23 protein-coding genes are annotated in these 24,779 nt (G+C 60.7%); 17 read left to right on the top strand and 6 right to left on the bottom strand.

Going from position 1 to position 24,779, the window contains the following annotated elements; translation table 11 throughout:
- The first annotated feature begins 61 nt into the window (after nucleotides 1-61).
- Nucleotides 62-211, top strand: coding sequence for an aa3-type cytochrome c oxidase subunit IV (locus LZ518_RS04640; protein WP_249914849.1), 150 nt, complete (start codon nucleotides 62-64; stop codon nucleotides 209-211).
- 9 nt (nucleotides 212-220) lie between these two features.
- On the top strand, nucleotides 221-1,351 hold the full coding sequence (locus LZ518_RS04635; protein ID WP_249914848.1) for an NAD(P) transhydrogenase subunit alpha: 1,131 nt from the start codon (nucleotides 221-223) through the stop codon (nucleotides 1,349-1,351).
- Nucleotides 1,352-1,813: 462 nt separating this feature from the next.
- On the opposite strand, the gene LZ518_RS04630 is transcribed toward LZ518_RS04635, so the two are convergent.
- Nucleotides 1,814-4,105, bottom strand: coding sequence for an EAL domain-containing protein (locus LZ518_RS04630; protein WP_249914847.1), 2,292 nt, complete (start codon nucleotides 4,103-4,105; stop codon nucleotides 1,814-1,816).
- 169 nt (nucleotides 4,106-4,274) lie between these two features.
- Between LZ518_RS04630 and LZ518_RS04625 the strand changes: the two genes are divergently transcribed.
- The 3 genes from LZ518_RS04625 (at nucleotide 4,275) to LZ518_RS04615 (ending at nucleotide 6,776) form a co-directional block, all read left to right on the top strand.
- Complete coding sequence (locus LZ518_RS04625) at nucleotides 4,275-4,565, top strand: NAD(P) transhydrogenase subunit alpha part 2 (protein ID WP_249916501.1); 291 nt, start codon at nucleotides 4,275-4,277, stop codon at nucleotides 4,563-4,565.
- Nucleotides 4,558-5,967: an NAD(P)(+) transhydrogenase (Re/Si-specific) subunit beta gene (locus LZ518_RS04620; protein WP_249914846.1), complete on the top strand. Its 1,410-nt coding sequence runs from the start codon at nucleotides 4,558-4,560 to the stop codon at nucleotides 5,965-5,967. Before LZ518_RS04625 ends, LZ518_RS04620 begins: the two co-directional genes overlap by 8 nt.
- A gap of 92 nt (nucleotides 5,968-6,059) precedes the next feature.
- Complete coding sequence (locus LZ518_RS04615; RefSeq protein ID WP_249914845.1) at nucleotides 6,060-6,776, top strand: aspartate/glutamate racemase family protein; 717 nt, start codon at nucleotides 6,060-6,062, stop codon at nucleotides 6,774-6,776.
- Here LZ518_RS04615 and LZ518_RS04610 read toward each other — a convergent pair.
- Complete coding sequence (locus tag LZ518_RS04610; RefSeq protein ID WP_249914844.1) at nucleotides 6,773-7,177, bottom strand: DUF6356 family protein; 405 nt, start codon at nucleotides 7,175-7,177, stop codon at nucleotides 6,773-6,775. The two genes, LZ518_RS04615 and LZ518_RS04610, sit on opposite strands and share 4 nt — an antisense overlap.
- A 150-nt stretch (nucleotides 7,178-7,327) precedes the next feature.
- Between LZ518_RS04610 and LZ518_RS04605 the strand changes: the two genes are divergently transcribed.
- From LZ518_RS04605 to LZ518_RS04555, 11 genes are all read left to right on the top strand, one after another.
- Nucleotides 7,328-8,083 (top strand): class I SAM-dependent methyltransferase, encoded by a 756-nt coding sequence (locus LZ518_RS04605; protein ID WP_249914843.1) that lies wholly within the window; start codon nucleotides 7,328-7,330, stop codon nucleotides 8,081-8,083.
- A 32-nt stretch (nucleotides 8,084-8,115) separates the two neighbouring features.
- Entirely contained in the window at nucleotides 8,116-10,059 is a 1,944-nt protein-coding gene (gene uvrC / locus LZ518_RS04600; RefSeq protein ID WP_249914842.1) for an excinuclease ABC subunit UvrC, read from the top strand.
- Complete coding sequence (gene recO, locus LZ518_RS04595) at nucleotides 10,059-10,796, top strand: DNA repair protein RecO (protein ID WP_249914841.1); 738 nt, start codon at nucleotides 10,059-10,061, stop codon at nucleotides 10,794-10,796. The genes uvrC and recO overlap by 1 nt, the downstream gene beginning before the upstream one ends.
- Before the next feature lie 10 nt (nucleotides 10,797-10,806).
- Nucleotides 10,807-11,220, top strand: a complete 414-nt coding sequence (apaG, locus tag LZ518_RS04590) for a Co2+/Mg2+ efflux protein ApaG (RefSeq protein ID WP_249914840.1) — start codon at nucleotides 10,807-10,809, stop codon at nucleotides 11,218-11,220.
- 243 nt (nucleotides 11,221-11,463) lie between these two features.
- Nucleotides 11,464-11,844, top strand: a complete 381-nt coding sequence (locus LZ518_RS04585) for a hypothetical protein (RefSeq protein WP_249914839.1) — start codon at nucleotides 11,464-11,466, stop codon at nucleotides 11,842-11,844.
- Between the two features lie 4 nt (nucleotides 11,845-11,848).
- The gene (locus LZ518_RS04580) at nucleotides 11,849-12,970 is read left to right on the top strand and encodes a glycosyltransferase family 4 protein (RefSeq protein ID WP_249914838.1); all 1,122 of its coding nucleotides are present in this window, start codon (nucleotides 11,849-11,851) and stop codon (nucleotides 12,968-12,970) included.
- A gap of 6 nt (nucleotides 12,971-12,976) precedes the next feature.
- The gene (locus LZ518_RS04575; protein WP_249914837.1) at nucleotides 12,977-13,756 is read left to right on the top strand and encodes a metallophosphoesterase; all 780 of its coding nucleotides are present in this window, start codon (nucleotides 12,977-12,979) and stop codon (nucleotides 13,754-13,756) included.
- Nucleotides 13,757-13,835: 79 nt separating this feature from the next.
- The gene (locus LZ518_RS04570; protein ID WP_249914836.1) at nucleotides 13,836-14,546 is read left to right on the top strand and encodes a polysaccharide biosynthesis/export family protein; all 711 of its coding nucleotides are present in this window, start codon (nucleotides 13,836-13,838) and stop codon (nucleotides 14,544-14,546) included.
- 37 nt (nucleotides 14,547-14,583) lie between these two features.
- Nucleotides 14,584-16,791 (top strand): GumC family protein, encoded by a 2,208-nt coding sequence (locus LZ518_RS13520; protein WP_249914835.1) that lies wholly within the window; start codon nucleotides 14,584-14,586, stop codon nucleotides 16,789-16,791.
- A 17-nt stretch (nucleotides 16,792-16,808) separates the two neighbouring features.
- The gene (locus tag LZ518_RS04560) at nucleotides 16,809-17,984 is read left to right on the top strand and encodes a tetratricopeptide repeat protein (protein WP_249914834.1); all 1,176 of its coding nucleotides are present in this window, start codon (nucleotides 16,809-16,811) and stop codon (nucleotides 17,982-17,984) included.
- Nucleotides 17,981-19,333: an O-antigen ligase family protein gene (locus LZ518_RS04555; RefSeq protein ID WP_249914833.1), complete on the top strand. Its 1,353-nt coding sequence runs from the start codon at nucleotides 17,981-17,983 to the stop codon at nucleotides 19,331-19,333. Before LZ518_RS04560 ends, LZ518_RS04555 begins: the two co-directional genes overlap by 4 nt.
- Here LZ518_RS04555 and LZ518_RS04550 read toward each other — a convergent pair.
- Complete coding sequence (locus LZ518_RS04550) at nucleotides 19,253-19,669, bottom strand: hypothetical protein (protein WP_249914832.1); 417 nt, start codon at nucleotides 19,667-19,669, stop codon at nucleotides 19,253-19,255. The genes LZ518_RS04555 and LZ518_RS04550 overlap by 81 nt on opposite strands.
- A gap of 73 nt (nucleotides 19,670-19,742) precedes the next feature.
- Between LZ518_RS04550 and LZ518_RS04545 the strand changes: the two genes are divergently transcribed.
- Complete coding sequence (locus LZ518_RS04545; RefSeq protein WP_348538667.1) at nucleotides 19,743-20,864, top strand: EpsG family protein; 1,122 nt, start codon at nucleotides 19,743-19,745, stop codon at nucleotides 20,862-20,864.
- Here LZ518_RS04545 and LZ518_RS04540 read toward each other — a convergent pair.
- Genes LZ518_RS04540 through LZ518_RS04530 form a run of 3 tightly spaced genes read right to left on the bottom strand, consistent with a single transcriptional unit; the run spans nucleotide 20,857 to nucleotide 24,737 of the window.
- Nucleotides 20,857-22,452: a glucosamine inositolphosphorylceramide transferase family protein gene (locus LZ518_RS04540; protein ID WP_249914830.1), complete on the bottom strand. Its 1,596-nt coding sequence runs from the start codon at nucleotides 22,450-22,452 to the stop codon at nucleotides 20,857-20,859. The genes LZ518_RS04545 and LZ518_RS04540 overlap by 8 nt on opposite strands.
- Nucleotides 22,453-22,466: 14 nt before the next feature.
- On the bottom strand, nucleotides 22,467-23,186 hold the full coding sequence (locus tag LZ518_RS04535) for a class I SAM-dependent methyltransferase (RefSeq protein ID WP_249914829.1): 720 nt from the start codon (nucleotides 23,184-23,186) through the stop codon (nucleotides 22,467-22,469).
- 24 nt (nucleotides 23,187-23,210) lie between these two features.
- The gene (locus LZ518_RS04530) at nucleotides 23,211-24,737 is read right to left on the bottom strand and encodes an O-antigen translocase (RefSeq protein WP_249914828.1); all 1,527 of its coding nucleotides are present in this window, start codon (nucleotides 24,735-24,737) and stop codon (nucleotides 23,211-23,213) included.
- Nucleotides 24,738-24,779: the final 42 nt, after the last annotated feature.

The raw sequence follows: 24,779 nt of genomic DNA, 5'->3' as shown, positions 1-24,779 counted from the left end.
GGCCGAAGCGTTCGGCTTGTTAAGACCGCGCTCACGTCACATTCGCACGGGGATTAGCTTAATGGCCGACGACAAGGTCCACCCGACCGCCACCGAAATGGATTACTCAGCCCACTTCCGCAATTACGACGGCTTCCTGAAGCTGTTCAAATTTGGCGCGATTGGTGCCTTCATCACGGCCATGGTCGTGATGTACGTCATCTACAATTAGGCCGCCGGCTTGAAGATCGCAGTCCTGAAAGAGGTTGGCGCGGAAACCCGCGTGGCCGCCATTCCGGAGACGGTGAAGAAATTCGCCGGCCTGGGTGCGACAGTCGCGGTCGAACGAGGAGCCGGCGTTGGGGCTTCTATCGCGGATGGGGATTTTGAAGCGGCGGGCGCCACGGTCGGCGCCCGGGCCGAAGTCCTCAAGGACGCCGATATCATCCTCACCGTGATCGGGCCCGAGCCGGACTCGGTTGCGGGGGCGAAAAAAGGAGCGCTGCTGGTCGGAGCGCTCGATCCGGCCGGGCGGGGCGATGACGTGGCGGCCTACGCCAAGGCCGGGCTTGAAGCGCTGGCAATGGAATGGATGCCGCGCATCACCCGCGCCCAGTCGATGGACATTCTGTCATCCCAGTCGAACCTTGCCGGCTACAAGGCAGTGGTCGACGCGGGTTCGCTTTTTGGCCGCGCTTTTCCGATGATGATGACGGCGGCCGGCACGGTGCATCCGGCCAAGGCGTTTGTGATGGGCGTTGGAGTGGCCGGGCTGCAGGCGATCGCCACTGCTCGGCGGCTCGGCGCCCAAGTCAGCGCCACCGATGTCCGATCGGCGACCAAGGAGCAGATCTCGTCGCTCGGAGCGAAACCGATCTTCGTCGAAGGTGTCGCCGGTATCGAAGGCGAGGGGGCCGGCGGCTACGCCAGCGAAACCAGCGCCGAATATCAGGCGGCCCAGGCCGAACTAGTCTCGGGCCATATCGCCAAGCAGGACATTGTTATCACCACCGCGCTGATCCCGGGCCGCGCCGCGCCGCGGTTGATCAGCGACGCACAGCTGGCGACGATGCGGCCGGGCAGCGTGATCGTCGACCTGGCGGCGGAGGCGGGCGGCAATGTCGAAGGCTGCGTCGCCGGCGAGACCGTCGAACGGCATGGCGTGAAGATCATCGGCGCGGTGCAGCTGGCACGAACGCTGGCGGCGGATGCTTCGGCGCTCTTCTCCCGTAACCTGGCCAATTTCCTCACGGCTTTCTGGGACAAGGAAAAGGGTGGCGTTGTGCTGCCGGATGAAGATGAAATCGTTGCCGCGATACGGTTAACCCGGGGCGGCCAATTGGTTAACGAGCGGCTCAAACCGGCTCAGTAACGACTCGGAAAAATTATCCACAGCCATAGTTGGAGCGCGCTTGGCCGAGGCGCATCCGATAAGTTCGGCAATTTGCAGGGCCCAAACGCAGAAAGACGATCCGCGCCGAGCCGCAGATCGTCAAATTTCCGCGGAAATCCGGCCTAAAAGACCGGAAATCGATTAGCCGCTGCCGCCAGCGCCACTCCAGCCATGGCCGAACAGCCACGACCAAAGCCCACGGGTCGAGCTCGCCTTTTTGTACTTCATGATCGTCCCCTGTCGTCACAACGCGACTCATGTCGCTGACAAGGACATTAACCTTAATCGAAATGGTTAGCAACGAATTAACCATATTGGCGAAGTGGACCCACCGGAATGCCAAGTAACGGCGCCGATTGACTTGCGGATTGGGGGAGGAGGGCGGGCTCTCAACTGCCAGCCGAAGTCTTATTGGGAGCGGCTATTAACTTTTGTCATGAGTTAGGCCGCGCGGCGTTTGCGCTCGCCGGTCAACCGCTTGGACAGGTCGGTCAGGCTGCATGGCCGCCCGATGATAAAGCCCTGGGCAATTTCGCACTTCATCGCGACCAGCATGTCGAGAATCTCGCGGCTTTCGACGCCTTCCGCGACGACGGTGCGGCCGAGCGAATGAGCCAATGCGATGGTCGACTGGACCATGACAAGGTCGCTGCGGTGATCGCGCATCGATTTGACGAAGCTCTGGTCGATCTTGATTTCGCTGGCAGGGATTTTCTTCAGATATTCAAGCGTCGACAGGCCGGTGCCATAATCGTCGATCGAGATCTTAATGCCGAGATCGCGCAGGCCGTAGAGCGGGCCGATGTCGGCGCCGTTGGCCAGGGTTGCTGTTTCAGTCAGCTCAAGTGTCAGGTGGGCCGGGTCGAGGCCGTGACGGTCGAGCAGCTCGCGGACCCGCGAGGGCAGAGTCTTGTCGCCGAGCATTCGCGCCGAAAGATTGACCGCCATGTCGAAGGGGCCGTGCTCGCGGTTGATCTTGGCTGCCGCGGCAATGGCGCGATCAAGCACGAACAAGGTCAATTTCTCGATGCGATCGCTTTGTTCGGCGGCCGCGACGAACTCGCTCGGACTGATCGGCCCTTTTTCCGGATGGGTCCAGCGTGCCAGCGCCTCAGCCCCGCGCACGCGATTGGTGACGAGGTCGAGTTGCGGCTGGAAAGCGACCCAAACCTGGCCGCGATCGATGGCTTCATCCAGCTGGCTTAGCAGCGACAGCCGCCACTCGGCGTCCTTCAGCCGCTCCGGGTCGTGATATTTCCAGCGAAGGCCCTCGGCCGTAGCCTCGTCGGCGGCGACGAGCGCGCTTCCCAGACGATTGGAAATCGATCGGCCGCTGCCAATTTCGACACCGAAACTGATGGCGATGTCGAACGGCTTGCCGTCGATCTTGGCAGGACTGCGGAACAGCGCGTGAAGCGCCTCGACATGGTGACCGATCGCGGTCCCGGCCGTGACCGTCCAGGCAAAAATGCCCTCGTCGCCCTGGTAAACGGTCGAAACTTCCGATCCGACCTTGAGCCGGGCCACGATCTGCTCGGTGAGCGCGCGCTCTTGCGCTACTGAAAGGGTCGAAACGATCTGAGGATAGTTGATCACGCGGGCAACGATCAGAGGACGGTCACGCTCATGTCCGGCGCGGCGCAGCGCGTTGAGATTGGGAAGGCCGCTGACAGTATTGGTCAGGCCGCGGCGCTTCATGTTCTGCATGGTGATGCCGGTCGCCACCCAGAGAATGACGAATAGGCCGGGCGTAACGTCAGCGAAAATCTGGATGCGCTCGAGAAGCAGCGGCACCGCGAGCAAAGCCACGGTTCCACCGCCGAGCAGCAAGACCTGGGCGCGAAGCTTTCGCTTCATGGTCAATACCACCAGCAAGCTGGCGATCAGGTATGCGGGGACCCAGCCAAGATCGACCGGCGCCCCAGCCTTCAGCGTTTCTGCCCCAATTGCATGGATATAGACGCCGCTCGCCTTGCCCCAACCCGGGAGCATGAACTGATCGCCAAGCCGTTCGGCCGCCAGTCCGACGATTACGGTCTTGCCTTCCAGCTCTTTCTTCCCGACGCGACCCGCGATGACGTCCGCCGCGCTGTAAATCGGGATCGAAGCTGGATCGAAGGCATAATCGACCCGAAACTCGCCCTCGCTGCCCTTGTTGCGGTCGGCGAGAATGGCCGACATCGATGGAATGAAACTGCCGTTACGGCTCGCGCCGTAAGGGATGAACCACCCTTCATTGGCGTAGTTGTAGCGAAGGGCAATCGTGCCAATGCCGGCATGCTCGCGGAATTCCGGGAGCGGCCGGACATCCTCATATTTTCCTTCCTGCGCCCCTGCCTTGGGCAGGTAGGCGAGGGTCAGGTTTTCGCTGCGATCGATGGCCTGGGCCAGCAGCCGGTCCTGGACGGGGTCCGACTTCTCGGGAAACAAAATGTCATGAACCTGCTGATCAGGGCGGGCAGCCTCAAGCGCGTCGATCAGCTTGGCGTATCGCCCCCGGGGCCATGGCCAGCGTCCGACCTGGGTGACTGCCTTTTCGTCAATTCCCACAATGACGATGTCGCCGCTGGCCGGTCGTTCGTTGATATGGTTGCGAATGACGCGAAGGCGATCCTCGGCATATTCGCCGGCCGCAACCAGCCCGAACAACAGGCCGAGAACCAGCGCCCAGGCAAGCGTCCTGGCGGGGCGCTTGGCCCCAGGTTCGCGGTTGCGGCGGTTCGGCCATCGCATGGCGCGCGTAAATCCCTTCTTCGTCCCCGCAGGCCATGCAGGGGAAAAGGTTAAAAAATCGGAAACCTCGTTAAGTTAATGGCAAGATTTTGCGGGCGCCCCTCTTGCCCTCGACAAGCGCCAAGCGCCTTGCCACAAGATCGGCACTTAAATGCGGGGGAGCCGTCCGTTGGACTTCATCTCGATCCTGTCGATCTTCGTTCTGGCATGTTTCGTCGGCTATTATGTGGTCTGGTCGGTGACCCCGGCGCTGCACACGCCGTTGATGAGCGTGACCAACGCGGTCAGCTCGGTAATCGTGGTCGGCGCGCTGATTGCGGCCGCGGCTGGAGGCAGCGTCCAGTCGAAATGGCTGGGCCTGGTCGCGGTGGCGCTGGCATCCGTGAACATCTTCGGCGGGTTCGCCGTCACCTATCGAATGCTGGCAATGTACAAGAAGAGGGAGCGCCGCGATGCATGAGGCCGCGGTCGTCCCAAGCTGGGTACTCCTCGCTTACCTGATTTCGGGCATTTGTTTCATCCTCGCGCTGCGCGGGCTGTCCAGCCCGGACAGCAGCCGGCGAGGCAATCTCATCGGCATGGCCGGGATGGCGATCGCCGTGGTGACGACGCTAGCGACCCATCAAATCGCCGCCCTGTGGGAAATCGGCATAGCAATCCTGATTGGCGGAACTATCGGCTTGGTCACCGCCAGGCGTATTGCGATGACGGCGATGCCGCAGCTGGTTGCGGCCTTTCACTCGCTGGTCGGCATGGCCGCGGTGCTGGTCGGCGCAGCGGCGTTCCTCAATCCTGACGCGTTCGGGATCGTTGATACTTCAGGCGCAATCCTTGGCGTCAGCCGGATCGAGATGGGTCTTGGCGTCGCGATCGGTGCGATCACCTTCTCCGGCTCAGTGATCGCGTTCCTGAAACTCAACGGGAATATGAGCGGCAAGCCGATCCTGTTGCCCGCACGGCACTGGATCAACCTCGCCGTTGCCCTGGCGATCATCTTCTTTCTTTACGGCTTCTACGACAGCCAGAGCCCGATCGATTTCTGGACGCTGGCGGCGCTTAGCTTCGCCATCGGCTTCCTGCTGATCGTCCCCATCGGCGGGGCGGACATGCCGGTCGTTATCTCGATGCTCAACAGCTACTCGGGCTGGGCCGCGGCAGCGATGGGCTTCACCCTGCACAATACGGCGATGATCATCACCGGCGCGCTGGTCGGCTCTTCGGGCGCGATCCTCAGCTACATCATGTGCAAGGCCATGAACCGCAGCTTCATCAGCGTCATCGCCGGTGGGTTCGGTGCAGTCGCCAGCTCCGGTGACGCCGCCGCGATCGACCGGGCCTACAAGCGTGGATCGGCCGAGGACGCAGCCTTCCTGATGAGCCAGGCCGACAAGGTGATTATCGTCCCCGGCTACGGCATGGCCGTGAGCCAGGCGCAGCATGCCCTTCGAGAAATGGCGGACCAGCTCAAGAAGGAAGGTGTGGAGGTCAAATATGCCATCCACCCGGTGGCGGGACGAATGCCAGGCCATATGAATGTGCTGCTGGCGGAAGCGAACGTCCCTTACGACGAGGTGTTCGAACTGGAAGACATAAACAGCGAGTTCGCCACCGCCGACGTCGCATTCGTGATCGGCGCCAACGACGTCACAAACCCCGCCGCTAAGACTGACAAAAGTTCGCCGATTTACGGCATGCCGGTGCTCGACGTGGAAAAGGCTCGGACCGTCTTGTTCGTCAAGCGGTCGATGGGCGGCGTGGGTTACGCCGGGGTCGATAATGAGCTTTTCTACCGCGACAACACCATGATGCTCCTCGCCGACGCGAAAAAGATGGTCGAGGAGATCGTTAAGGCCTTGGGTTAATAGCCTTTTCCTACTAACCCAAGTGAAGGAATCGCATCTGGGTTGAAGCCCCCAGCCGGACTCGCCGGTCGGGGCTTCGGGGAGTTGGGGCATTGAAGAAACTTGGCATTATCGGCGGCATGAGCTGGTCATCGACCGCTCTTTATTACGACCATATCAATCGCGGGATTTCGCAGCGGCTGGGCGGCCTGCATAGCGCCGCCCTGTCGATCGAGAGCGTCGACTTCGCACCGGTCGCCGAGATGGAAGTGGCCGGCGATTGGGACGGAATTGCCCAGATCACGGTTGAGGCGGCCAAGCGGCTCGAGGCGAGCGGCGCCGAAGGAATGCTGATCGCCTGCAACACGGTCCATAAAAGCTATGACGCGGTGAGCGCCAGTGTTGGCATTCCCGTCCTTCATATTGCCGATGCCGTGGCGGACCGGCTCGTCGCAGATGGACGCAAACGCGTTGCCCTGCTTGGTTCGCGCTTCACCATGACCGAAAGCTTCGTTCGCGAGCGGATCGAGCGGCGGGGAATCGCCCTCGCGCCGATCGAGAACAAGTGGATGAACGAAGTCGACCGGATCATCTTCGAGGAGCTGGCCGCCGGCCGGGTAGTCCGCGACAGCCAGCGCAAGCTAAAAACGCTGATTACGGAGCTGGCCAAACAGAAGGTTCAGGCAGTGGTGCTTGGCTGCACAGAGCTGGTGCTGGCGGTCGATGCCCGCGCCAATGTGCTTCCGGTCTATGACACGACCGCGATCCACGCCCGCATGGCCGTCGAATGGATGCTGAGCGAGCGGGAGGAGGCGAGGGCCGCCGCCTAAGCTGCCGATTCCTCGCGCGTAGCCAGCTCGGGATTGCTGAGCAACAGGACGGCGGGGAGGGCGAACGCCAGCCCGGTATAGGCCAGCCGAAGCGCCGTCGGCGCGTTCAATATCCAAAGCGGCGCGACCACCGCCGCGGCCAATAGCAGCAACAGAACAAAGGCTCGGGCTTCGACAGCTTCGCTTTCGATGGCGTCGATCTTGGAGCGGTCGTCGGCCAACTGACCGAGATGCCGGACGATCCGGCTGGCAGTGTGCGTGCACATGGCAGGCACAAAGGCATGGATAATGGCCGCGATGCCGGCCGCCGCGGCCAATAGGCCAAAGGTCGTGGCGAAACGAAAATGCCGCCAATAGCCTTCGCCCGCAGCTTTTAGATGAGCCCTGGATTGAGCGATCATTGCTCTCTTCCCAACGCGAATGAGCCAAAGCAGGCAGATCGTTGCGCTGTCGTCAATGTCGGTCCGCCGGATTAGCGATCCCGCACGCCAAGCCGATGCAATTTTGCCGATCTGTTGAAAGGTCGCATCTGTTCTGGTCTGATTTGGTCCATGACCACCCCGGGACTTGGCAAGCGGGCGGAGCGCGCTCTCGACCGCCAGCTTGAATATCAGCGCAGCAAGTCGAAGCAGAGCATGGGCCGGGAAGAGGAGATGGCGGCCTGGATGGCGGCCTGGTCGAACGAGGTCCGGCAAAAGCTGGAAAACCTTGGGCAAATTGCGGGCAATGCGTCAGTGCTCGAAGTGGGCTCCGGCGCGCATGGCCTGATTTTCTTCTTCGATGCGGCCGAACGCATCGGGGTTGACCCGCTGGCGGACCATTACCGTGACCTGTTTCCGGCCTGGCAGCATCGCGCCACCACCATGGCTGCCTTCGGCGAGCAGCTGCCGTTCGACGATGCGCGTTTCGATATCGTTCTGTGCGACAATGTCGTCGATCATGCGGCAAATCCGCGCCGCATCATCGAAGAAATCGCGCGCGTCCTTCGGCCCGGCGGAATGCTCTATTTCAGTGTAAACGTGCACCACCCAATCTATCATTGGGCAGCCACAGCGCACGCGGCATGGCGTGCCGTTGGTATCCCTTTCGAAATCACGCCCTTCGCCGATCACACCGTCCATCTGACGCCGTCAGCCGCCAGGAAACTGTTTGCCGGACTTCCGTTCAAGCGACTGGCTGAAGGCGACGATGTCGGGGAGGTCAAGCGGCGCGGTCCGGGGCATGTCCGGCACCTTGGTGACCGCCTCAAGCATCTTTTCTACAAAAATGCCCGTTATGAGCTGATTGGTGAGCGCCTGCCGACCTAGCGCCGGCGTTGCCGGCGTCCTAGATCAATAGCATGGATCGAACGCCCGCCGGCCGTCCCGACCTCCCAGGGTCGGGCGACCGCTTCAATGAGGAAAAGGCGACCTACGCGCTGCGCGGAGCGGACGCGCCTGACCTGGAGGCAGGGGTCAAGGCGATCCGCAATGTGCTGAAGACGCTACCGGCGCGGCCGGGCGTCTATCGGATGCACGATGCGCGGGGCGACGTTCTGTACGTCGGCAAGGCGCGCGTGCTGAGGAACCGGGTGACCAGCTACACCCAGGTCGCCAAACTGCCTAAGCGGCTGCAGCGGATGGTTGCCCAGACCCGCGACATGACCATCGTCACGACACGCACCGAGGCAGAAGCACTGTTGCTCGAGGCGCAGCTCATCAAGCGGTTCCGGCCGGCGTTCAACGTCCTGCTGCGCGACGACAAGAGCTTCCCCTTCATCCTGCTTCGCGAGGATCATCCGTTCCCGCAAGTTCGCAAGCATCGCGGCGCACGCCGGGCCAAAGGTCAGTATTTCGGGCCGTTCGCAAGCGCTGGATCGGTTACCAGCACACTTAACGCACTGCAGAAGCTATTTCTCTTAAGAAGTTGTTCTGACAGCTTTTTTGCGAACCGGACCCGGCCATGCCTGCTTTATCAGATCCGCCGCTGCTCGGCGCCCTGCGTCGGCCGGATCAGCGAGACGGATTATGCCGAGCTGGTCGAGGATGCGAAGCAGTTCCTGGCCGGCAAGTCGACCGGTGTTCAGTCGCGGCTCGGCAAACAGATGGCCGAGGCGGCCGAGAAGCAGGATTATGAGCTGGCTGCCGTCTATCGTGATCGACTGCGGGCCCTTACCTATGTTCAGGGCAGCCAGACGGTCCATGCCGAAGGCCTTGGCGATGGCGACATTTTCGCGCTGGCATCTAAGGCTGGCCAAACCTGCATCCAGGCCTTCTTCATCCGGGGCGGCCAGAACTGGGGACATCGCAGTTTCTTCCCGGCGCACACCGCAGATGTTCCAGAGGAAGAGGTGCTGAGCGGGTTCCTCATGCAATTTTACGAGGAGGTTCCGCCGCCGCGCCGCATTTTGGTCGATCGCAAGCTGGCCGAAGACGAACTGATCGCCGAAGCTCTGCGGGAGCGCAGCGGCCACAAGGTCGAGATCAGCCAACCCCAGCGGGGTGACCGGCGAATGCTGATCGAGCAGGCTCGGCGCAACGCAGAGGAGGCGCTGGACCGGCGCATGGCGGAGTCGACCACCCAGGGCAAATTGCTGCAGGAAATGGCCGAGGTGTTCGAGTTGCCTGAGTCGCCCAAGCGGATCGAGGTCTATGACAACAGTCATATCATGGGCACCAATGCCACCGGCGCGATGATCGTCGCCGGGCCAGAAGGCTTCCGCAAAAACGCCTATCGCAAGTTCAACATCAAGTCGGGCGTCACGCCAGGCGACGATTTCGGCATGATGCGCGAAGTGCTGGAGCGGCGATTTGCCCGATTGGAGAAAGAGGATCCGGAGCGGGCCGAGGGCGAATGGCCCGATTTGCTGTTGATCGATGGCGGAAGAGGTCAGATTTCGGCGGTGTGTGAAATACTCGAGGAGGCAGGAGTGAGCGACGTCCCGGTCGTCGGCGTCGCCAAGGGTCCGGACCGAAATGCCGGCCGCGAGGTGTTTCATCTGCCTGGCGGCCGCGAGGTAACTTTCCCGCCCAATAATGCGCTGCTGTTCTACCTGCAGCGACTGCGGGATGAAGCGCATCGCTTTGCCATCGGCACCCATCGCCAGAAGCGGGCCAAGAGCCTGACTACTTCGACCCTCGACGAGGTCCCCGGGATCGGCCCCAACCGCAAGCGTGCCTTGCTGATGCACTTCGGTACGGCGCGGGCGGTCAAGGGCGCGGCGTTGGACGATCTCGAGCGCGCGCCTGGCATCAGCAAGACAATGGCACGCCAGATCTACGACTATTTCCACCCGCGCGGCTGATGAGGATCGAAACGCAAGCCATTGTGTTAGCGCTTCGCCCGCACGGCGAGCATGGAGCGGTGGTAAGGGTGATGACTCCCGACCATGGCCTGCAGGCAGCCTATGTTCGCGGGGCGAGGGGAAGGCGGCTCAGGCCGGTGCTGCTGCCCGGGAACCAGGTCGAGATCTGCTTGTCTGCCCGTACGGAGTCACAACTGGCGCAGGCGACTGTCGAGTTGGTGCACAGCCGTGGGCCACTGTTTCAGGAGCCATTGCCCGCCGCGGCTTTGGACTGGGCCTCGTCGCTAACGGCTAGCGCATTGCCGGAATCCCAACCCTATCCTCGGCTCTACCAGGCGCTCGATGGGTTGATCGGTGCGATCGAAGCGGCGCCGTCGGCGAGCGGCTGGGGCGCCGCGCTGGTCCGATATGAGCTGCTGCTTCTCGCTGAACTGGGTTTTGGTCTCGACCTTGCCAAATGCGCCGTGTCTGGCGCCAATGACGAGCTGGTTGCGGTAAGTCCGCGATCAGGGAGGGCAGTCAGCGCGGTCGAAGCGGAGCCATATGCCGGCAAGCTGCTCAAGCTGCCACGTTTTATCCTGGAAGGTGGAACGGCGAGCTGGCCGGAAATATTGGAAGGGCTTCAGCTAACTGGCCATTTCCTGATGCGTGATTTGATCACCGACCGGTCCGCTTCGGTTGGCGAGGCACGCTCCCGCGTCGTCGAGCGCTTGCGCAGAGCGGCCGGACAAGCCTAGCGTCTCCACGATGGTCGACACGCTCGCACTGCTGTTCCCTCATGTAGCCGTCAGCGGAGCCCTGACCGTACGGGTCGCCGTCAGCTATTTGCCGGAACAGTCGGCGCCCGACCAGAGCCGCTGGTTCTGGTCCTATCACATCCGCATCGAGAATGATGGGGAGGGCACTGTGCAGCTACTCGAGCGCTATTGGAAAATCATCGATGGGCGCGGCAATATTCACGAGGTTCGCGGCCAGGGTGTAGTCGGCGAAATGCCGGTAGTAACGCCGGGAGAAAGCTACGACTATGTCTCGGGCTGTCCGCTTGACACACCTGCCGGCGCAATGAGCGGCCATTACATTTTCGTCGACGAAGACGGGGCCCGTGTTATCGCCGAAATACCGGAGTTTTCCCTGCTCTCGCCGCTGGAGCGGGACGCCTGATAACGACGGGCGCGCCGGCGGACGCCCGATTTCACTCGTAACTTGCGGGATTAGGCGGGGCTGATTGGCGAAAGGTTGCCGTCGTCATCATCCCTCGTGAGGATGTAGATTGCCATGGCGACCGTCGCCAGGATTACCACTAGCGGGACGGCTGGAGGGAAGGCCAAGCCGTCGTCGTAGCCCTGCTCAGCAGTAGCAGTAGCGCTAGTTGCCGCCGACGAACTTGTCGTCATGGCGCTTAGGGTGAGCCACGGGTTGGTCGGCGCGGCGGCCACCGGGACGGCAGCCGGAGAAGGAGAAGCACCAATAGCCGCAGTCGGTACCGCGCACAGCGATATGGCAATTGCAGCTGCAGTGATTTTACGCCCGAACGCCGACATCAACCTGCTCCCACTGGAGGACAGGAGTATTAACCCCGCCGAGATTAATACTCCACCACCTAACGTCGTTCTACTTGGTTCGTTGCGAAAGTTAACCCAGATTAGCGCAATTTTTTGCCGCCGTGACGAATATGTCGCGGTTTTCCAACGCGGCAAATGTGAAATCCTAACTTTTGACTGCAGGAGTGCGGCCGCGGACATCCGACCGCCACTTGCCATGCCGCCGAAACTGATTGAACGCTAAGCTAATGGCCCCCGTGTTGCTATCTGCCAACAGCTTCTGGAACATCACGAATTTTCGCGCCCGCCTGGTCGAGGGGCTCATCAGCGCCGGCTATCAAGTTCACATTGCCGCACCCGAAGCTGACGCGCAGTGGGCAGAGTCTCGCGGTGCACAGGCAGCCAGCATTCCGATCGAACGATCAGGCTTGAATCCCTTTGCGGACGTAATGCTTTGGCTGGAATATCTTAGGCTGTTTCGCCGCACGAAAGCCGGCTTCTTCCTGGGGTTTACTGCCAAACCCAACATCTATGGCTCGCTCGCTGCACGGGTAGCGGGCGTAATCAGCATTCCTAACGTCAGCGGCCTGGGTACGGCCTTCATGAGCGATGGGCTGCTCTCCCGCCTCGTAGCATTTCTCTATCGGATCGCATTTCGCCGGGCGCCGATTGTTTTCTTCCAGAATCCGGACGACCGCGACCTGTTCGTGGCGAGGAAGATCGTTGGGCCGAACCAGGCACGGCTCTTGCCGGGATCCGGAGTTGATCTGGCGCATTTCGCTCCCAGGGAAAGGGCAGGCAGCGACGACGACGTGTGCTTCTTGTTCATTGGCAGGTTGCTTGGCGACAAGGGGGTGCGCGAGTTCGTCGATGCCGCCCGCCTGCTTCGCCAAGCTCGACCGGGCTGGAGATTTCAGCTGTTGGGGGACTTCGATCCCGAAAACCGCAGCGGAGTGCATGAAGATGAGGTTCGGGAATGGACTGACCAAGGCTTGATCGAGCATCTTGGGCATGCCGACGACGTTAGGCCCCACATTGCGGAGGCCACGGCTATCGTGCTGCCATCCTATCGCGAAGGGATGCCACGCTCCCTGCTTGAAGCCGCGGCGATGGCGCGCCCGATGATCGCGACGGATGTCGCAGGCAATCGCCAGCTTGTCGATCATGGTGTCAACGGCATGTTGTGCGAGGTCCGCAACTCTCAATCCCTGGCGGATGCCATGTCAGAGCTTGGGTCGATGGAGGTGGAACGGCGAAGGCAATTGGGGCAAGCCGGCAGGGCGCTGGTCGAGGCAAATTATGGCCTTGAGCGGGTAACGGACGCCTATCTCGATGTCCTGGCGCAACTGGCGGCCGAAGCAAGGGTTTAGTGTTCGATGTTTCGACAGCGCCAACGACCAACGAACGGGCCGACGGTACCACGAGGCTATCGCGCCTATGCCGTTGGGGACGTTCATGGCCGACTGGATCTGCTCGACCAACTTCTCCTTTTGATCGAGCAGGACGTCGAGCTCGATCCAGCGCGAAAATCGCTGCTGATTTTCCTGGGTGACCTCGTCGACCGCGGGCCGGACTCGCAAGCCGTTGTGGATCGGCTCCGGACCTATCGGCATAGCCGGCTTCAACCCTATTTCCTGACCGGCAATCATGAAGAGGTGCTGCTTCGGCTCCTGGCCGGGGAGCGCGGCATCTTGGACAGTTGGTTGAAATATGGCGGCGGCGAATGCCTCCGCAGTTATGGAATGGACCCGGCGTCGCTGTCAGGCCTGGGCGAGCGGGCGGCATTGGAATGCATCGGGAAAGCGATTCCGGTCAGCCATTCTCGATTCATTGGCAGCTTTGCCGACACGCTGACGCTCGGCGACTATCTTTTTGTTCACGCCGGCATCAGGCCCGGCATCGACCTGTCGCTGCAAAGTCAGGCGGACTTGCGGTGGATTCGATCGCCTTTTCTGGAGTGTGAAGACGACCACGGTATGATCGTCATCCACGGCCATACGATCAGCGAGGGGGTCGACGATCGCGGCAATCGAATTGGTCTCGACACAGGTGCCTACCGGTCCCACGTGCTGACCGCCATGGCGCTGGAGGACGATCGGCGGTGGATCATCGACACGGCTGTTGCAGGGCCGAAACAGGCCGCGGGGATGCCTTGATCATGGCCAAATTGGGCTCTTGTGGAACCGGTCCGGGGGTGCTTCATTGAGTTATCGCGCGTTATTGCGAGGAGGCATCGTGGTGCGATCTGACAAGCCGGCCTTTCCCGCAGTGCTGGCCGCTTCGGTTGCGGCTTGCCTGATGGTTTCCGGCTGCGCCGACAAGCGGGGCGGGCCCATCCCTTACAACGTCTCGGATTTCGGAACTCCGGATGCGCCGGAGCTCGTACCTCTCGAAGCCGGGTACAAGATCGGTCCGATGGACACGCTGACGGTCAAGGTATTCAAGATGCCTGACCTGTCCGGGGACTATGAAGTCGACCTTGCGGGCCACATTTCGATGCCGCTTATCGGCGAAGTCACAGCCTATGATTTGACGACTTCCCAACTCGACGCCGCACTGACCCAGAAGCTTGGCGAGAAATATCTGCAAAACCCTGATGTGAGCGTCGGAATCAAATCGTCCACGCGACGCAGCGTCACGGTCGATGGAGCGGTCAACAAAGCAGGCGCAATCCCCGTATTTGGACCCACCACCCTTATGCAGGCGGTCGCTTCAGCCGGTGGCACCAGGGAGGACGCGAATGCACGGCGCGTTGCAATCTTCCGGACAATCGGGGGCAAGCGGCAAGCGGCGGCGTTCGACCTTACCAGCATCAGGCGCGGAGAAGCTCCAGATCCCGAAGTTTATGCTGGCGACATTGTGGTGATCGATGGATCCGCAATAAAGGCCGCGCAGAAGCAGATTTTGAACACCATGCCGGTTCTTTCGCTGTTTCGGCCGTTTTGATGAGGGTACCGATCCGCCCCGATTGGACTGAGGCCAGGTGAACAATAATCTTCCTGTGCCTGACGGTAACGGTAATTGGATCGTCGATCGCTATTCGGTCGATCGCCTTGGAATTACGACCGAGCCAGTCAATGCCGAGGGGGGCAAGGGCCTCGACTTCGCGGCTCTGTTACGAATCATTTCCCATTGGCGCTGGCTGATTTTGGGCGCGGTCGGTTTTGGCGTCATTGCCGCAATCATCATCACGCTTCTGACGACGCCGGTTTACCGTTCAAAGGTCACATTGGAGGTCAATCCTCCTACGGTTGAAATCATGGACGAGCAGGAACGTGACCGCTCATCCACCGGTGTGAATAGTTGGGACTATGTTGCGACCCAGGTCGGACTGCTTTCCAGCCGAAGCATTGCCGAACGCGCGGCACAGGACCTCAACCTGGCGAACAACAAGGATTATGTCGGGACGGAGGGCGATACCTCAACCCGACTGAAAACGGCCATCGACAAGGTATCGAGCGGCCTGAATGTCGAAGCTCCTGAAGACGGGCAGCTGATCAAATATACGTTCGATGCGGAATCGCCGCAGCTTTCTGCGACGATCGCCAATCAGATTGCCGAGAGCTTTATCAATTCCAACCTTCAGCGGCGATACGAAGCGTCGGCCTATGCCCGAAATTTCCTTGAAAAGCAGATCGCCAAGACGCGGGGGGATCTGGAGAAATCAGAGCGGCAGCTGGTTGCCTATGCTCAGGCTCAGGGCATCATCAATACCGGCAGCGGCGACGCAGGGTCCAGCCCGACCGACGCCAATTCGATCCAGGGCGAATCCCTGATCGCACTCAACAAGGCATTGGCGGATGCGACTGCACGCCGGGTGGCTGCCGAGGGCGCGTATCGTTCTGGTGTGGCGGTCGGTGCGACGGCGGACGTAACTGCGAGCACCCAGGTTTTGCGCCAAAGTCGGGCAACGCTCGAATCGGAATATCAGGACAAGCGCACGTTGATGAAGCCGGACCATCCGGACATGCTTAGCCTCCGCTCAAGGATCGATGAGCTCGACCGCCAGATTGTTCGCGAAACATCACAAGCGTCGTCCGGGCGAACCAACACCTTGCTGGCCGAATATCGTGGTGCACTGGCCGCCGAGCGCGCGTTGCAAGGCCGGGTCGGCGCGCTCAAGGGATCGGTGCTCGATCTTCGTGGCCGCAGCATTCAATACAATATCCTTCAGCGTGAGGTGGACACGAACCGGAGCCTCTATGACGCACTGCTCCAGCGCTACAAAGAGGTTGGCGTTGCGGGTGGGGTAGGTACCTCTCCTGTTTCAATTGTCGATCGCGCCGACTTGCCGTCGTCTCCGTACAAGCCAAATTTGCTGCTCAACCTGTTGGCGGGTCTCGGATTAGGCCTGGCCGCCGGCCTGGCGTCCGCGATCGCGCTCGAATATCTCTACGACACCATAAAGACCCGCGATGATGTTCGTCAGAAACTCGGCCTGGCCTGTCTCGGCGCAATTCCAAAAACGTCGGGGCAGGATAGCTTTATCGAGGAATTGAAGGATCCGCGGTCGATCGTTTCGGAAGCCTATTCCGCGGTCGTCGCGTCACTGCGTTTCAGCACGGATGAAGGCCTGCCTAAGACGTTGATTGTCAGCAGTACCCGTTCGGGCGAAGGCAAGTCCTCCTCGGCACTGGCGGTAGCGCAGAATTTTGCGCGTCGCGGTGCTTCGGTATTGCTGATCGACAGCGACCTCAGAAAGCCGGCCTTCAAGGCGGCGTCGGACAAGATCGGCCTGACCAGGCTATTGACGGGCGAAGATGAACCGGCCCGCAGCCACATTGTGGCAACACAGTTTTCCGATCTTTGGCTGATGCCAAGCGGACCGCTTCCGCCGAATCCGGCCGACCTGCTTTCGACCAGCCGGTTCCATGAAATCCTGAGCGAGGTCACATCGCTTTTCGACATAGTGATAATCGATGCGCCGCCTGTCGTGGGACTAGCGGATGCACTGCTGCTTGCGTCGGTTGCCGGTCATGTCATGTTTGTGGTGGAAAGCGGCAAAACCCGAACCAAGGCTGCAATCGAAGCGCTGCGAATGCTGGGCGGGACGGGTGCTCATATTTTGGGCGCAACGTTGACCAAGTCAGCGGAAGACATGGGCGGATATGGATATAAGGCCTATGGCTATGGCGCGCTCGATCGCAAGCGGACCGAAATCCTGATGATCCCGCATGAGACCGACTCCTGATCGGATTTGCTAGCCAAGTGACCCGTCGGGCAATTCCCGTCTTTCTTGTCGCGCTGTTCCTGGCGGTATTGGTTGTCAGAAGCGCCCTGTTGGACGCCTACGCAGCGACAAATCCCGCCAAAGCCAGCTCGATTTGGCCGGGACATCCGTCCGCCATTCTTGCCTCGGGCCTCACCGAAGTCGGTGCCGCTGCTGCTGCTGCGAAGCCGGTCAATCCCGCAACCGTAACGGCAATGCTGGCCGCGTCCGCGAAGGCACCGCTTGCGCCGGAGCCTTTTTTGGTACGCGGGGTCCAGGCTCAAGTGGCGAACGACCAGGCGCTGGCCGCCCGTGCGTTCCTCCAGGCTCGAAAGCGCGATCCGCGTTCCGTCCCGGCGCGCTATTTCCTGGCGGACCACTATCTCGCGACGGGGCAGACTCAGCGGGGACTGGCGGAGATTGCCGCGCTCACCCGGCTCGTTCCGAAGAGCCTGGGTGAAGTTGCGCCGCAGCTGGCGGCCTTTGCCCGAATGCCCGGGGGCGCTTCAGCCACCAAGAGGTTGCTGCTCGATCAGCCGCAACTTGAGCCGTGGCTCCTTAATGAGCTCGCCGCCAGGCCCGAAGACGCAAAACTGGCCATGGCACTGTGGGGCGGCCGACCCGGCGAACTGGACCGCGCCTGGCAGCAGCGACTGGTTGCCAGCCTCGTCTCGGCAAATCGCTTCGATGACGCTCGCATGGCATGGGACCGGTTCAACCCAAGCGCTAAACCGGTCGGCGGGCTGCTGGACCCCGGTTTCGGAGGTGGTGCCATGCCTCCTTTTGGTTGGACTCTGGCGTCGGGAGCGGCTGGCGTAGCTGAACCGGAGGGCGGCGGCCGATTGCACGTCCTTTATTATGGGCGCGATAACATAGTCCTGGCAGGCCAACTGCTGCAGTTGGGGCCCGGCACATATCGGTTTTCCATGAAGGTCGGCACCGTCTCTCCAACGCCGACGTCAATTTCGTGGGTAGTGCGTTGCATGCCGGGTTCCCGCGAACTTGCCTCGATCGACCTTACAAAGGCGAAGGGCGGCGTGCTGGCCTTGGATTTCGCAATTCCATCGCAAGATTGTCCGGCGCAGCAACTCGAACTGGTCGGAACGGCACCTGAGCTTCCCGAACAGGCGGAACTCACCATCGCCGAACTTGGCCTTTCAAGGGTTGGGCCATGATGGATCGTGCCCGGCCATTTGTCGCTCCTGCATATTTGTTTCTCTGCCTGCTGCTGGGCGGAAGCGCGCAAGGCTATTGGGGCAATGCCGCGCTGCGCCTGGCGGCAATCGCCATAATCACTTGGGCATTGGTGGAACGGAACAACGATCCATTGCCTCACTCGCTGAAGCAGCTGATCATCCTGGCTGGCCTGGCAATCGCCCTGGTGATCGCTCAGCTGATACCGTTACCGCCCGCGATTTGGGCGGCGCTTCCAGGGAGGTCGCAGTTCGTCCAAGGATTTCAGATCCTGGGAATAGCGCCGGGAGCAATGCCGCTGTCCTTGGCACCGTACGACACCATCGCAACCGGGCTGGCGCTTCTGCCACCATTCGGAATGTTCGCGGCGATGGCCGGTCTTCGCGGTTATTCGAAGGCCTGGCTGGCCGCGGCACTCGTAGGGGGCGCGGTCGCGGGAGTCCTGCTTGGCATTTTGCAGGTGACCAGCGCCAGCCCGGAAAGCTCGCCCTGGTACATTTATCGGCTAAGCAATTTTGGCGTGGCCACCGGATTTTTTGCCAACAGCAACCACATGGCGGCACTTCTGCTTGCCGCGATTCCGTTCATTGCGGCCTTCGGCGCCTCAATTCAGGAAAATGCCAAGGACGTACGATTGCGGTCCGCGGCGTTGGCTTTGACCGGCGGTGGGCTGGCGGTCATAGTCCTTGGACTGATCCTTAATGGCTCGCTTGCCGGCTATGGTCTCGGGTTACCGGTCGTACTTGCCAGCTTGCTGATGCTGATTAGATCGCATGCCAAGCTTGTCCGAATTACTTTGGTCGCGATTGCACTTTCCAGCGTCGTGGCCCTGTCCGTGCTATGGTCAACGCCGGTCAGCCGCGATGCGACGATTTCGGTGTCATCGCGACAGCAAATGCTTGCGACTGGAAGTGAGCTCGTCGGCGACTTTGGCCTGACAGGTGCGGGCCTCGGTACATTCGCACAGCTTTACCGAGCCAATGAAAATCCGAACCGGGTCGACACGGTCTATGTCAACCACGCCCACAACGACTATCTCGAATTGGTCGTAGAAGGTGGCCTTCCAGCTATCGTCCTGTTGCTATGGTTCTTCGTCTGGTGGGGAAGGTCTGTGCTGGAAATGTCGCGTTCGCCGGCGGCCGACCAATATGCCCTGGCCGGGAGTATCGCATCCGCGGCACTGTTGATCCACAGCGTCGTTGATTATCCGCTTCGCACCGCCGCAATGAGCGCCGTCTTTGCAATGTCGCTAGTCCTCATCGTGCAATCGCGGCGAAGCGCTGCGAGCGATCGGGACATCAGGCCTGTCCGCCACCTGCTCGTCGCTTAGCGGTTGATTGCCGCTTCCGGTGAGAAGGTTGGGCGACAACCGCGCGGCAAGCAGCAGCAGGGTAGGTAGTGCCATCGTCAGGATGATATCCTTGGCGCCCTCGCCAAGCTGCATTCCTGGATCGGGCCATATCTCGACGGATAAGTCGTATATTTCATTGCCGATCTCCAGGATCAGCGTTGCAAACCACGGAAGAATATTTGCCAAGCTTTGCCTCAGCACTCGGGCGGCGAGCAAAAGGATCGCCACGCCTGCCAGCACATGCAAGGCATCCATGCTTATGCCTGAGGCATGTTCGACAAACAGCTTGAGCTGATACCAGCTAGAAAACGTCACGCATCAAATATCCACAGGTCCGGCCGTTGGCCATCGGCATAATTGAGTTCGCCACCTTTTCTCGCGCCATCCGTTGGTTCCCGGCGCGACTGGACGCCCTTGGGAGTGCTACCTACAACGCCTCAAGCCCGGCTGCGAAAAGGATGCCCGTTTGCTTGTTTACTGGCTCCTTTTCTCCTTTTTCGCCGTCGGAACTCTCCTGACTCGCGAAGGCGCGCAGGGCTCCAGGTACAGCTATACCTTTCTGAGTCTCGGAGGACTGTTGATCGCTATCGTGATCGGCTTCCGATACGAGGTCGGCGGCGATTGGTTTCCCTATCAACGGCTGCTTTCCTTTGCGAGAATTGCGACCTTCAGGCAGCTCCTCGACCTGGGCGATCCCGGATATCAATTACTCAATTGGCTCGCGGTGGAGGTCGGCGCGAGAATCTGGCTGGTCAATCTCATTTGCGGCGCGATCTTTGCCTGGGGGCTGGTGGCTTTTGCACGTGCGCAACCCAATCCATGGTTGGCGATCACAATCGCCGTCCCGTACCTCGTCATCGTCGTTGCCATGGGTTATTCGCGGCAAGGGGTTGCGATCGGCATACTGATGGCCGGGCTGGCGCGGCTGCTTCGAGGCGGGACGACCCTGCAGTTCCTGTTCTATGCCGTTGCAGCAGCGCTGTTTCATCGGACGGCGATTGTTCTTGTACCCCTCGTCATCCTTGCCGGCTCGCGCAGCAGAACGCTCAACCTCATTCTCGCGCTGGCGCTCGGGTTCGTCTTTTACGACCTGTTCTTCTCAAGCGCTGCCGAGCGGTTCATTCGAGACTATATCGGCGCTGAATATAATTCCGAAGGCGCGGCCGTAAGAATTGCAATGTCGATCGTTCCCGCCACGATCTTCCTGCTGGGCCGCCGGAGGTTTGAATTTTCGTCACTTGAAGACCGGCTATGGCGAAATTTCTCATTCGCCGCTTTCGCTTCGCTTGGGCTGCTCTACCTGCTCCCATCGTCAACCGCGGTAGACCGGATGGCGCTATATCTTATGCCGATGCAGGTCGCGATATTTTCGAGAATCCCGCAAGCCTATCGAACCAGTTTCACGACCCCGCTGATCCTGGTTTACGCATTCGCAGTGCAGTTTGTCTGGTTGAACTACGCCGATAATGCGAGCGAGTGGCTGCCCTATCAGAGCTATCTCTTCAATTAGCTCTTCGCGCGGCACGGGCTTTCAACCGTCGAACGCCCGCCCACGGCGTGAAGCGGTTCGAGTAGAAGTCGAAGATCATGCGGCCATCACGAACATTCAACGTATGCGGTCCCCGAACGCCAGACAGGCGCACCGACCCTATTCGAGCCTCCTGGTAGGCGGACGGGGTGAGCGTATCGATCCGAAACATGATGAGGCCGTCGCCGTAATCCCGGCGGAGGTCCTGGCCAAAACGATAGCAATTGCCGTCAGCGGCAACGTGGATGGCGCCGGCCATGCGCGATCCCGCCGGAGAAATGCGGATCGGGCTGGCTGGATGCTCCGCGAAGCGGGCGAATAGGGAACTGGCATGCCACAGTCTCAGAACTGAATCGCCCTCGCCGTCGTCATTGGCGAAAAGGAATATGCCGTGGTTGTTCGAGAAGATTGTCGGGTCGATCAGTCGCGGTCTGCCCGGGACGTCGAGCTCGCCAAGGTCTTCGCTTCCAGATCGCGACAGCCGGTAGATATTGGCGGAAGACCACTCGGAAATCTCCGGCACCATATAGTCCTGGCCATTTTCGTTGATCGTCGCCGGGTAGCTGAAATGCCTGCCTGCCTTGCCGGAGGACAGTATCTCGGCTGTCTCATCAACATGGAGGATTTCGCCCAGGTTGGTTGCCTTGTTGAGCCCTTCTACCAGGAGCCCCTTCTCATTGGGGTAGAAGAAGGGATCCGCCAGGAAGCGATATTGGCGCGGGCATTGGATGACATGCCATGATGCCCGATCCGGAAAGCGCAGCAATGAACCTGCCTCTCCGTCTCGCGGCGCAGCCGCCTCCGCGACCTGCCAGACCTTTTCGACCATCGCGCCATAGGCCCAATGTCGCGCGAGGTTGATCAGCCGGTTGGCCGCGAAACGAACGACCAATCCATTGGATGGCAGGCGATAGACTTTGCCAGACGGCGTAATCGGGACGCGCACTTCGTTAACGGCGTTGTCGACCGCCGCCCTCAATAGCAACGGTGAGCAACGATATGCCTCCAGCATTGTCCTGCGGTAGGAATGACCGTGACACTTCGTTTCACCGTAGGCGACGATCTCCCCCGCATCGAGATTGTTCGAAAGAATCTGAACGACCTGCCCGATTACGTCGCTGCCGGTCAGCAATTCATAAAAACCAGCCGGGCGTCCGCGAAATGCACGCGGGTCGCCGTGATGATATGACAGGATGGGTACCGGCAGATCGGACTTGGGTGGCACGAGAAGGAGCCCCATGCCGAATTTTATCAGGACTGATGGCCGATCCGCGGCGATCCTCCGCAGAAGCGGCTCAGGAAGACATTGCCACGATCCTTCAAATTCTGCTTTGAAATCGGTCTTGGCCAGGATCTTGAGCTCGTCCGGCAATGCAACGCGAGCGCTCATCCCAGTCCGCAGGCTCAACATATTGAGCGCGTAATAAAATGCGTGGCCGAGCGAGCGTCGCGATGGGCCACTGTTGGTACAGTTGTAGACCAGAAACTCGCAGTCCGCGGGAAGACAGGCCAGCGCGTCTGCCTGCCAGCGAGCAAGGCCAAGGTCGTCAACGATGAGGCCGATCTTCATGTGGACGTTGCTCGTCAGCCCGTCCTGGTTCCGATGTAGATTAAATTCGGCCGGTGGCGCCGCCGGCGAAGGTAATAGAACAGCCGGTACGCGCTATCGAACGCTCCATCGTAGCGAGTAAGCGCGGTTGGTTTCGATACGCGGGTTTCGAAGCCTTGCAAGGAAACTCGCCTCGACAAGGTTTCCGCCGACCAGCTGCGCACATGCTGAACCTGATGGAACACGGCAAGGCAGTTCGGGCATTGTATCTTGCTGGCCTCGAGGTCCTCTTCATTCGGGGTCGTCAGAACGAGGTGGCCCCCGGGCTTTAACAGGCGGCGAGCCTCGTCCAGGCTGTTGTTCAGTGCTGCATCATCCAGATGTTCGACAACTTCGACCAGGAAGACCGTGTCGGCAATGCCATCGGAGAGCCTGTCTGTGCCGACGGTTGCCCCCTTGAAGTGTCCCAAGCCAGCGAACCTGTCATTGATCCCTTCCACGGTTACAGGCGATTGATCCACGCCGTAGACGTCATGCCCGCGCTGCATCAGGAATAACATCAGGTCACCACCGCCGCAGCCGACGTCCACCGCCGTGCCGATTTGAATATGTTTTTCGACAAATCGAAGCAGCGAGCGCCCCACCGTGCCTGCGAAATATTGACCGACCAGGGCGGGATTGCCGCTATGATAATCCCAGAAGCGCCGGACCTGCTCCGAGGTCCACTCGAGATCATGGCGCTCGGCGTTACTCAACAAATCCGCCCTCCGATTCAGTCATCAAGGCTCGAGTGAACCCCCAACTCCGCTTGGCATATCAAGTTTCGTGCCGCGCGTGACGAAAAGATCGGCCAGCCTCAAGCGAAAGAAGGCGAATGTTGCCCAAAGGCCGGCCAGGGCAGAACCAACAACTGCTCCGGCCGTCGGAAAATTGAGGCTGATGGCGAACGTCAGCAGGCAACATGCCGCCAACAGGGCGAACTGCCTTATTACCTTTGCCCCCAGGAAAATCCCGTACAATCGATGGGCGAAGGCCATGATGACGGCGCCGTAGATCAGATTGGTGACGACATAGGCCATGCCGGGCGCCGCCAGCCCGGCCAGCGGGAGCAGGACCATCGTGACCCCGACAAGGATTGCCGTCCCGATGATTTCGGCGAAGGTGTAGTGCCGGGTGGCACCGCCGGCCATCAATGCGATCGCAACCGGCCAAATCGCCAGACGCAGCAGGTCGCCCAGCATTTGATAGCGCAGCAAGTCAGTCGCCTCCACGAACTGGCTGGTATAGAGAATTGAAAGCGCCCAGGGGGCCAGCCCGATCATGCCAAGCAGGATCGGTGCCGCCAGCAATATGCCAACTTCGGCCTGGCCATCCACCAATCGCTGTGCCTTTGCCCGATCGCCCATCTCGGCGGTCAACCGCGGAAGATAGTCGGTTCCCATCGCCTGGAAGATGAAGAACAGATAGACGGCGGTAATGGTCCAGGCCGCCTGGAAGTGGCCAAGGGCGCTGGCGCCAAGCTTGCGTTCCACCAAAGTCCGGATTGCCAGTTGACCGCAGAGGATCACAAAAACGGCAATCGTCAGCGATGCCCCATGCCCCACCAGGCTCCTGACGTGTCGCTTGATTGCATCGCGAGGTAAATCGCCGTCGGCCGGAGGGACCCGTCGAAGAAAAATCCACCCGAAGGCAAGGGTTGCGATCGGGGCAGCCAGGATGAACGGCAGAATCCCATCCGCCTGCCAGATGATGACGCTTGCCGTACCGATCAGCGCACCAGCGGTGGCTGACAGCATCGTCAGCCGCGCCATGTCTCCGATCCGTCGGCGAGCGCTGAGGATCGCGGTTTGATAGCCCGCAGCTGCGATAACCGCGACGCCTACCGCGAGCCATCCGACTTCAGCCGCCTTGCCGCGATCCTGAAATAACAGGCCGGCAAGCGGCTCTCGAAATAGCCAGAACGTGAAACCGCTGCACAGCGACAGTAAGCCGACGGTCACGAAGATGGCCCGGCGCGCGGCCGAGGCCGAAGGTGGCCCGCCTGTTCTTTCGCTCGCAACTATCTCCCTTGCGCCGGCGGTCCCGAGGCTAAGGCCGCCCGCTGTGGCAGCCGCATTGAGCAGATTCTGGAGCAAGCCGATCGTGCCAATTCCAATCGGCCCCAGCACGATCGCCGCGATCTTCATCCTGACCAGGCCGATGGCGATGTTTAGGAGGGAAGCGCCGCCAATGATCGATGTCGCCCGGACAGCGTGCCCGTGGGAGGATCCAAATTCGGTCGACACGGGTTGAGCATTACCAGCCATCGGACGCGCAATAGACGAGGGGCTGGAATGAGAAAACCTTGA

The sequence above is a fragment of the Sphingomonas brevis genome, assembly GCF_023516505.1.
GTDB classification, from domain to species: Bacteria; Pseudomonadota; Alphaproteobacteria; order Sphingomonadales; family Sphingomonadaceae; genus Sphingomicrobium; species Sphingomicrobium breve.
This window is presented reverse-complemented; position numbering and strand designations above follow the sequence as displayed.

What these genes read in the sequence shown, in the direction of transcription:
- LZ518_RS04540 (WP_249914830.1), bottom strand. Translation starts at nt 22,452, where the DNA reads ATGAAGATCGGCCTCATCGTTGACGACCTTGGCCTTGCTCGCTGGCAG.
- LZ518_RS04630 (WP_249914847.1), bottom strand. Translation starts at nt 4,105, where the DNA reads ATGCGATGGCCGAACCGCCGCAACCGCGAACCTGGGGCCAAGCGCCCC.
- LZ518_RS04580 (WP_249914838.1), top strand. Translation starts at nt 11,849, where the DNA reads ATGGCCCCCGTGTTGCTATCTGCCAACAGCTTCTGGAACATCACGAAT.
- LZ518_RS04555 (WP_249914833.1), top strand. Translation starts at nt 17,981, where the DNA reads ATGATGGATCGTGCCCGGCCATTTGTCGCTCCTGCATATTTGTTTCTC.
- LZ518_RS04530 (WP_249914828.1), bottom strand. Translation starts at nt 24,737, where the DNA reads ATGGCTGGTAATGCTCAACCCGTGTCGACCGAATTTGGATCCTCCCAC.
- LZ518_RS04605 (WP_249914843.1), top strand. Translation starts at nt 7,328, where the DNA reads ATGACCACCCCGGGACTTGGCAAGCGGGCGGAGCGCGCTCTCGACCGC.
- LZ518_RS04610 (WP_249914844.1), bottom strand. Translation starts at nt 7,177, where the DNA reads ATGATCGCTCAATCCAGGGCTCATCTAAAAGCTGCGGGCGAAGGCTAT.
- uvrC (WP_249914842.1), top strand. Translation starts at nt 8,116, where the DNA reads ATGGATCGAACGCCCGCCGGCCGTCCCGACCTCCCAGGGTCGGGCGAC.
- apaG (WP_249914840.1), top strand. Translation starts at nt 10,807, where the DNA reads ATGGTCGACACGCTCGCACTGCTGTTCCCTCATGTAGCCGTCAGCGGA.
- LZ518_RS04640 (WP_249914849.1), top strand. Translation starts at nt 62, where the DNA reads ATGGCCGACGACAAGGTCCACCCGACCGCCACCGAAATGGATTACTCA.
- LZ518_RS04575 (WP_249914837.1), top strand. Translation starts at nt 12,977, where the DNA reads ATGTTTCGACAGCGCCAACGACCAACGAACGGGCCGACGGTACCACGA.
- LZ518_RS04620 (WP_249914846.1), top strand. Translation starts at nt 4,558, where the DNA reads ATGCATGAGGCCGCGGTCGTCCCAAGCTGGGTACTCCTCGCTTACCTG.
- recO (WP_249914841.1), top strand. Translation starts at nt 10,059, where the DNA reads ATGAGGATCGAAACGCAAGCCATTGTGTTAGCGCTTCGCCCGCACGGC.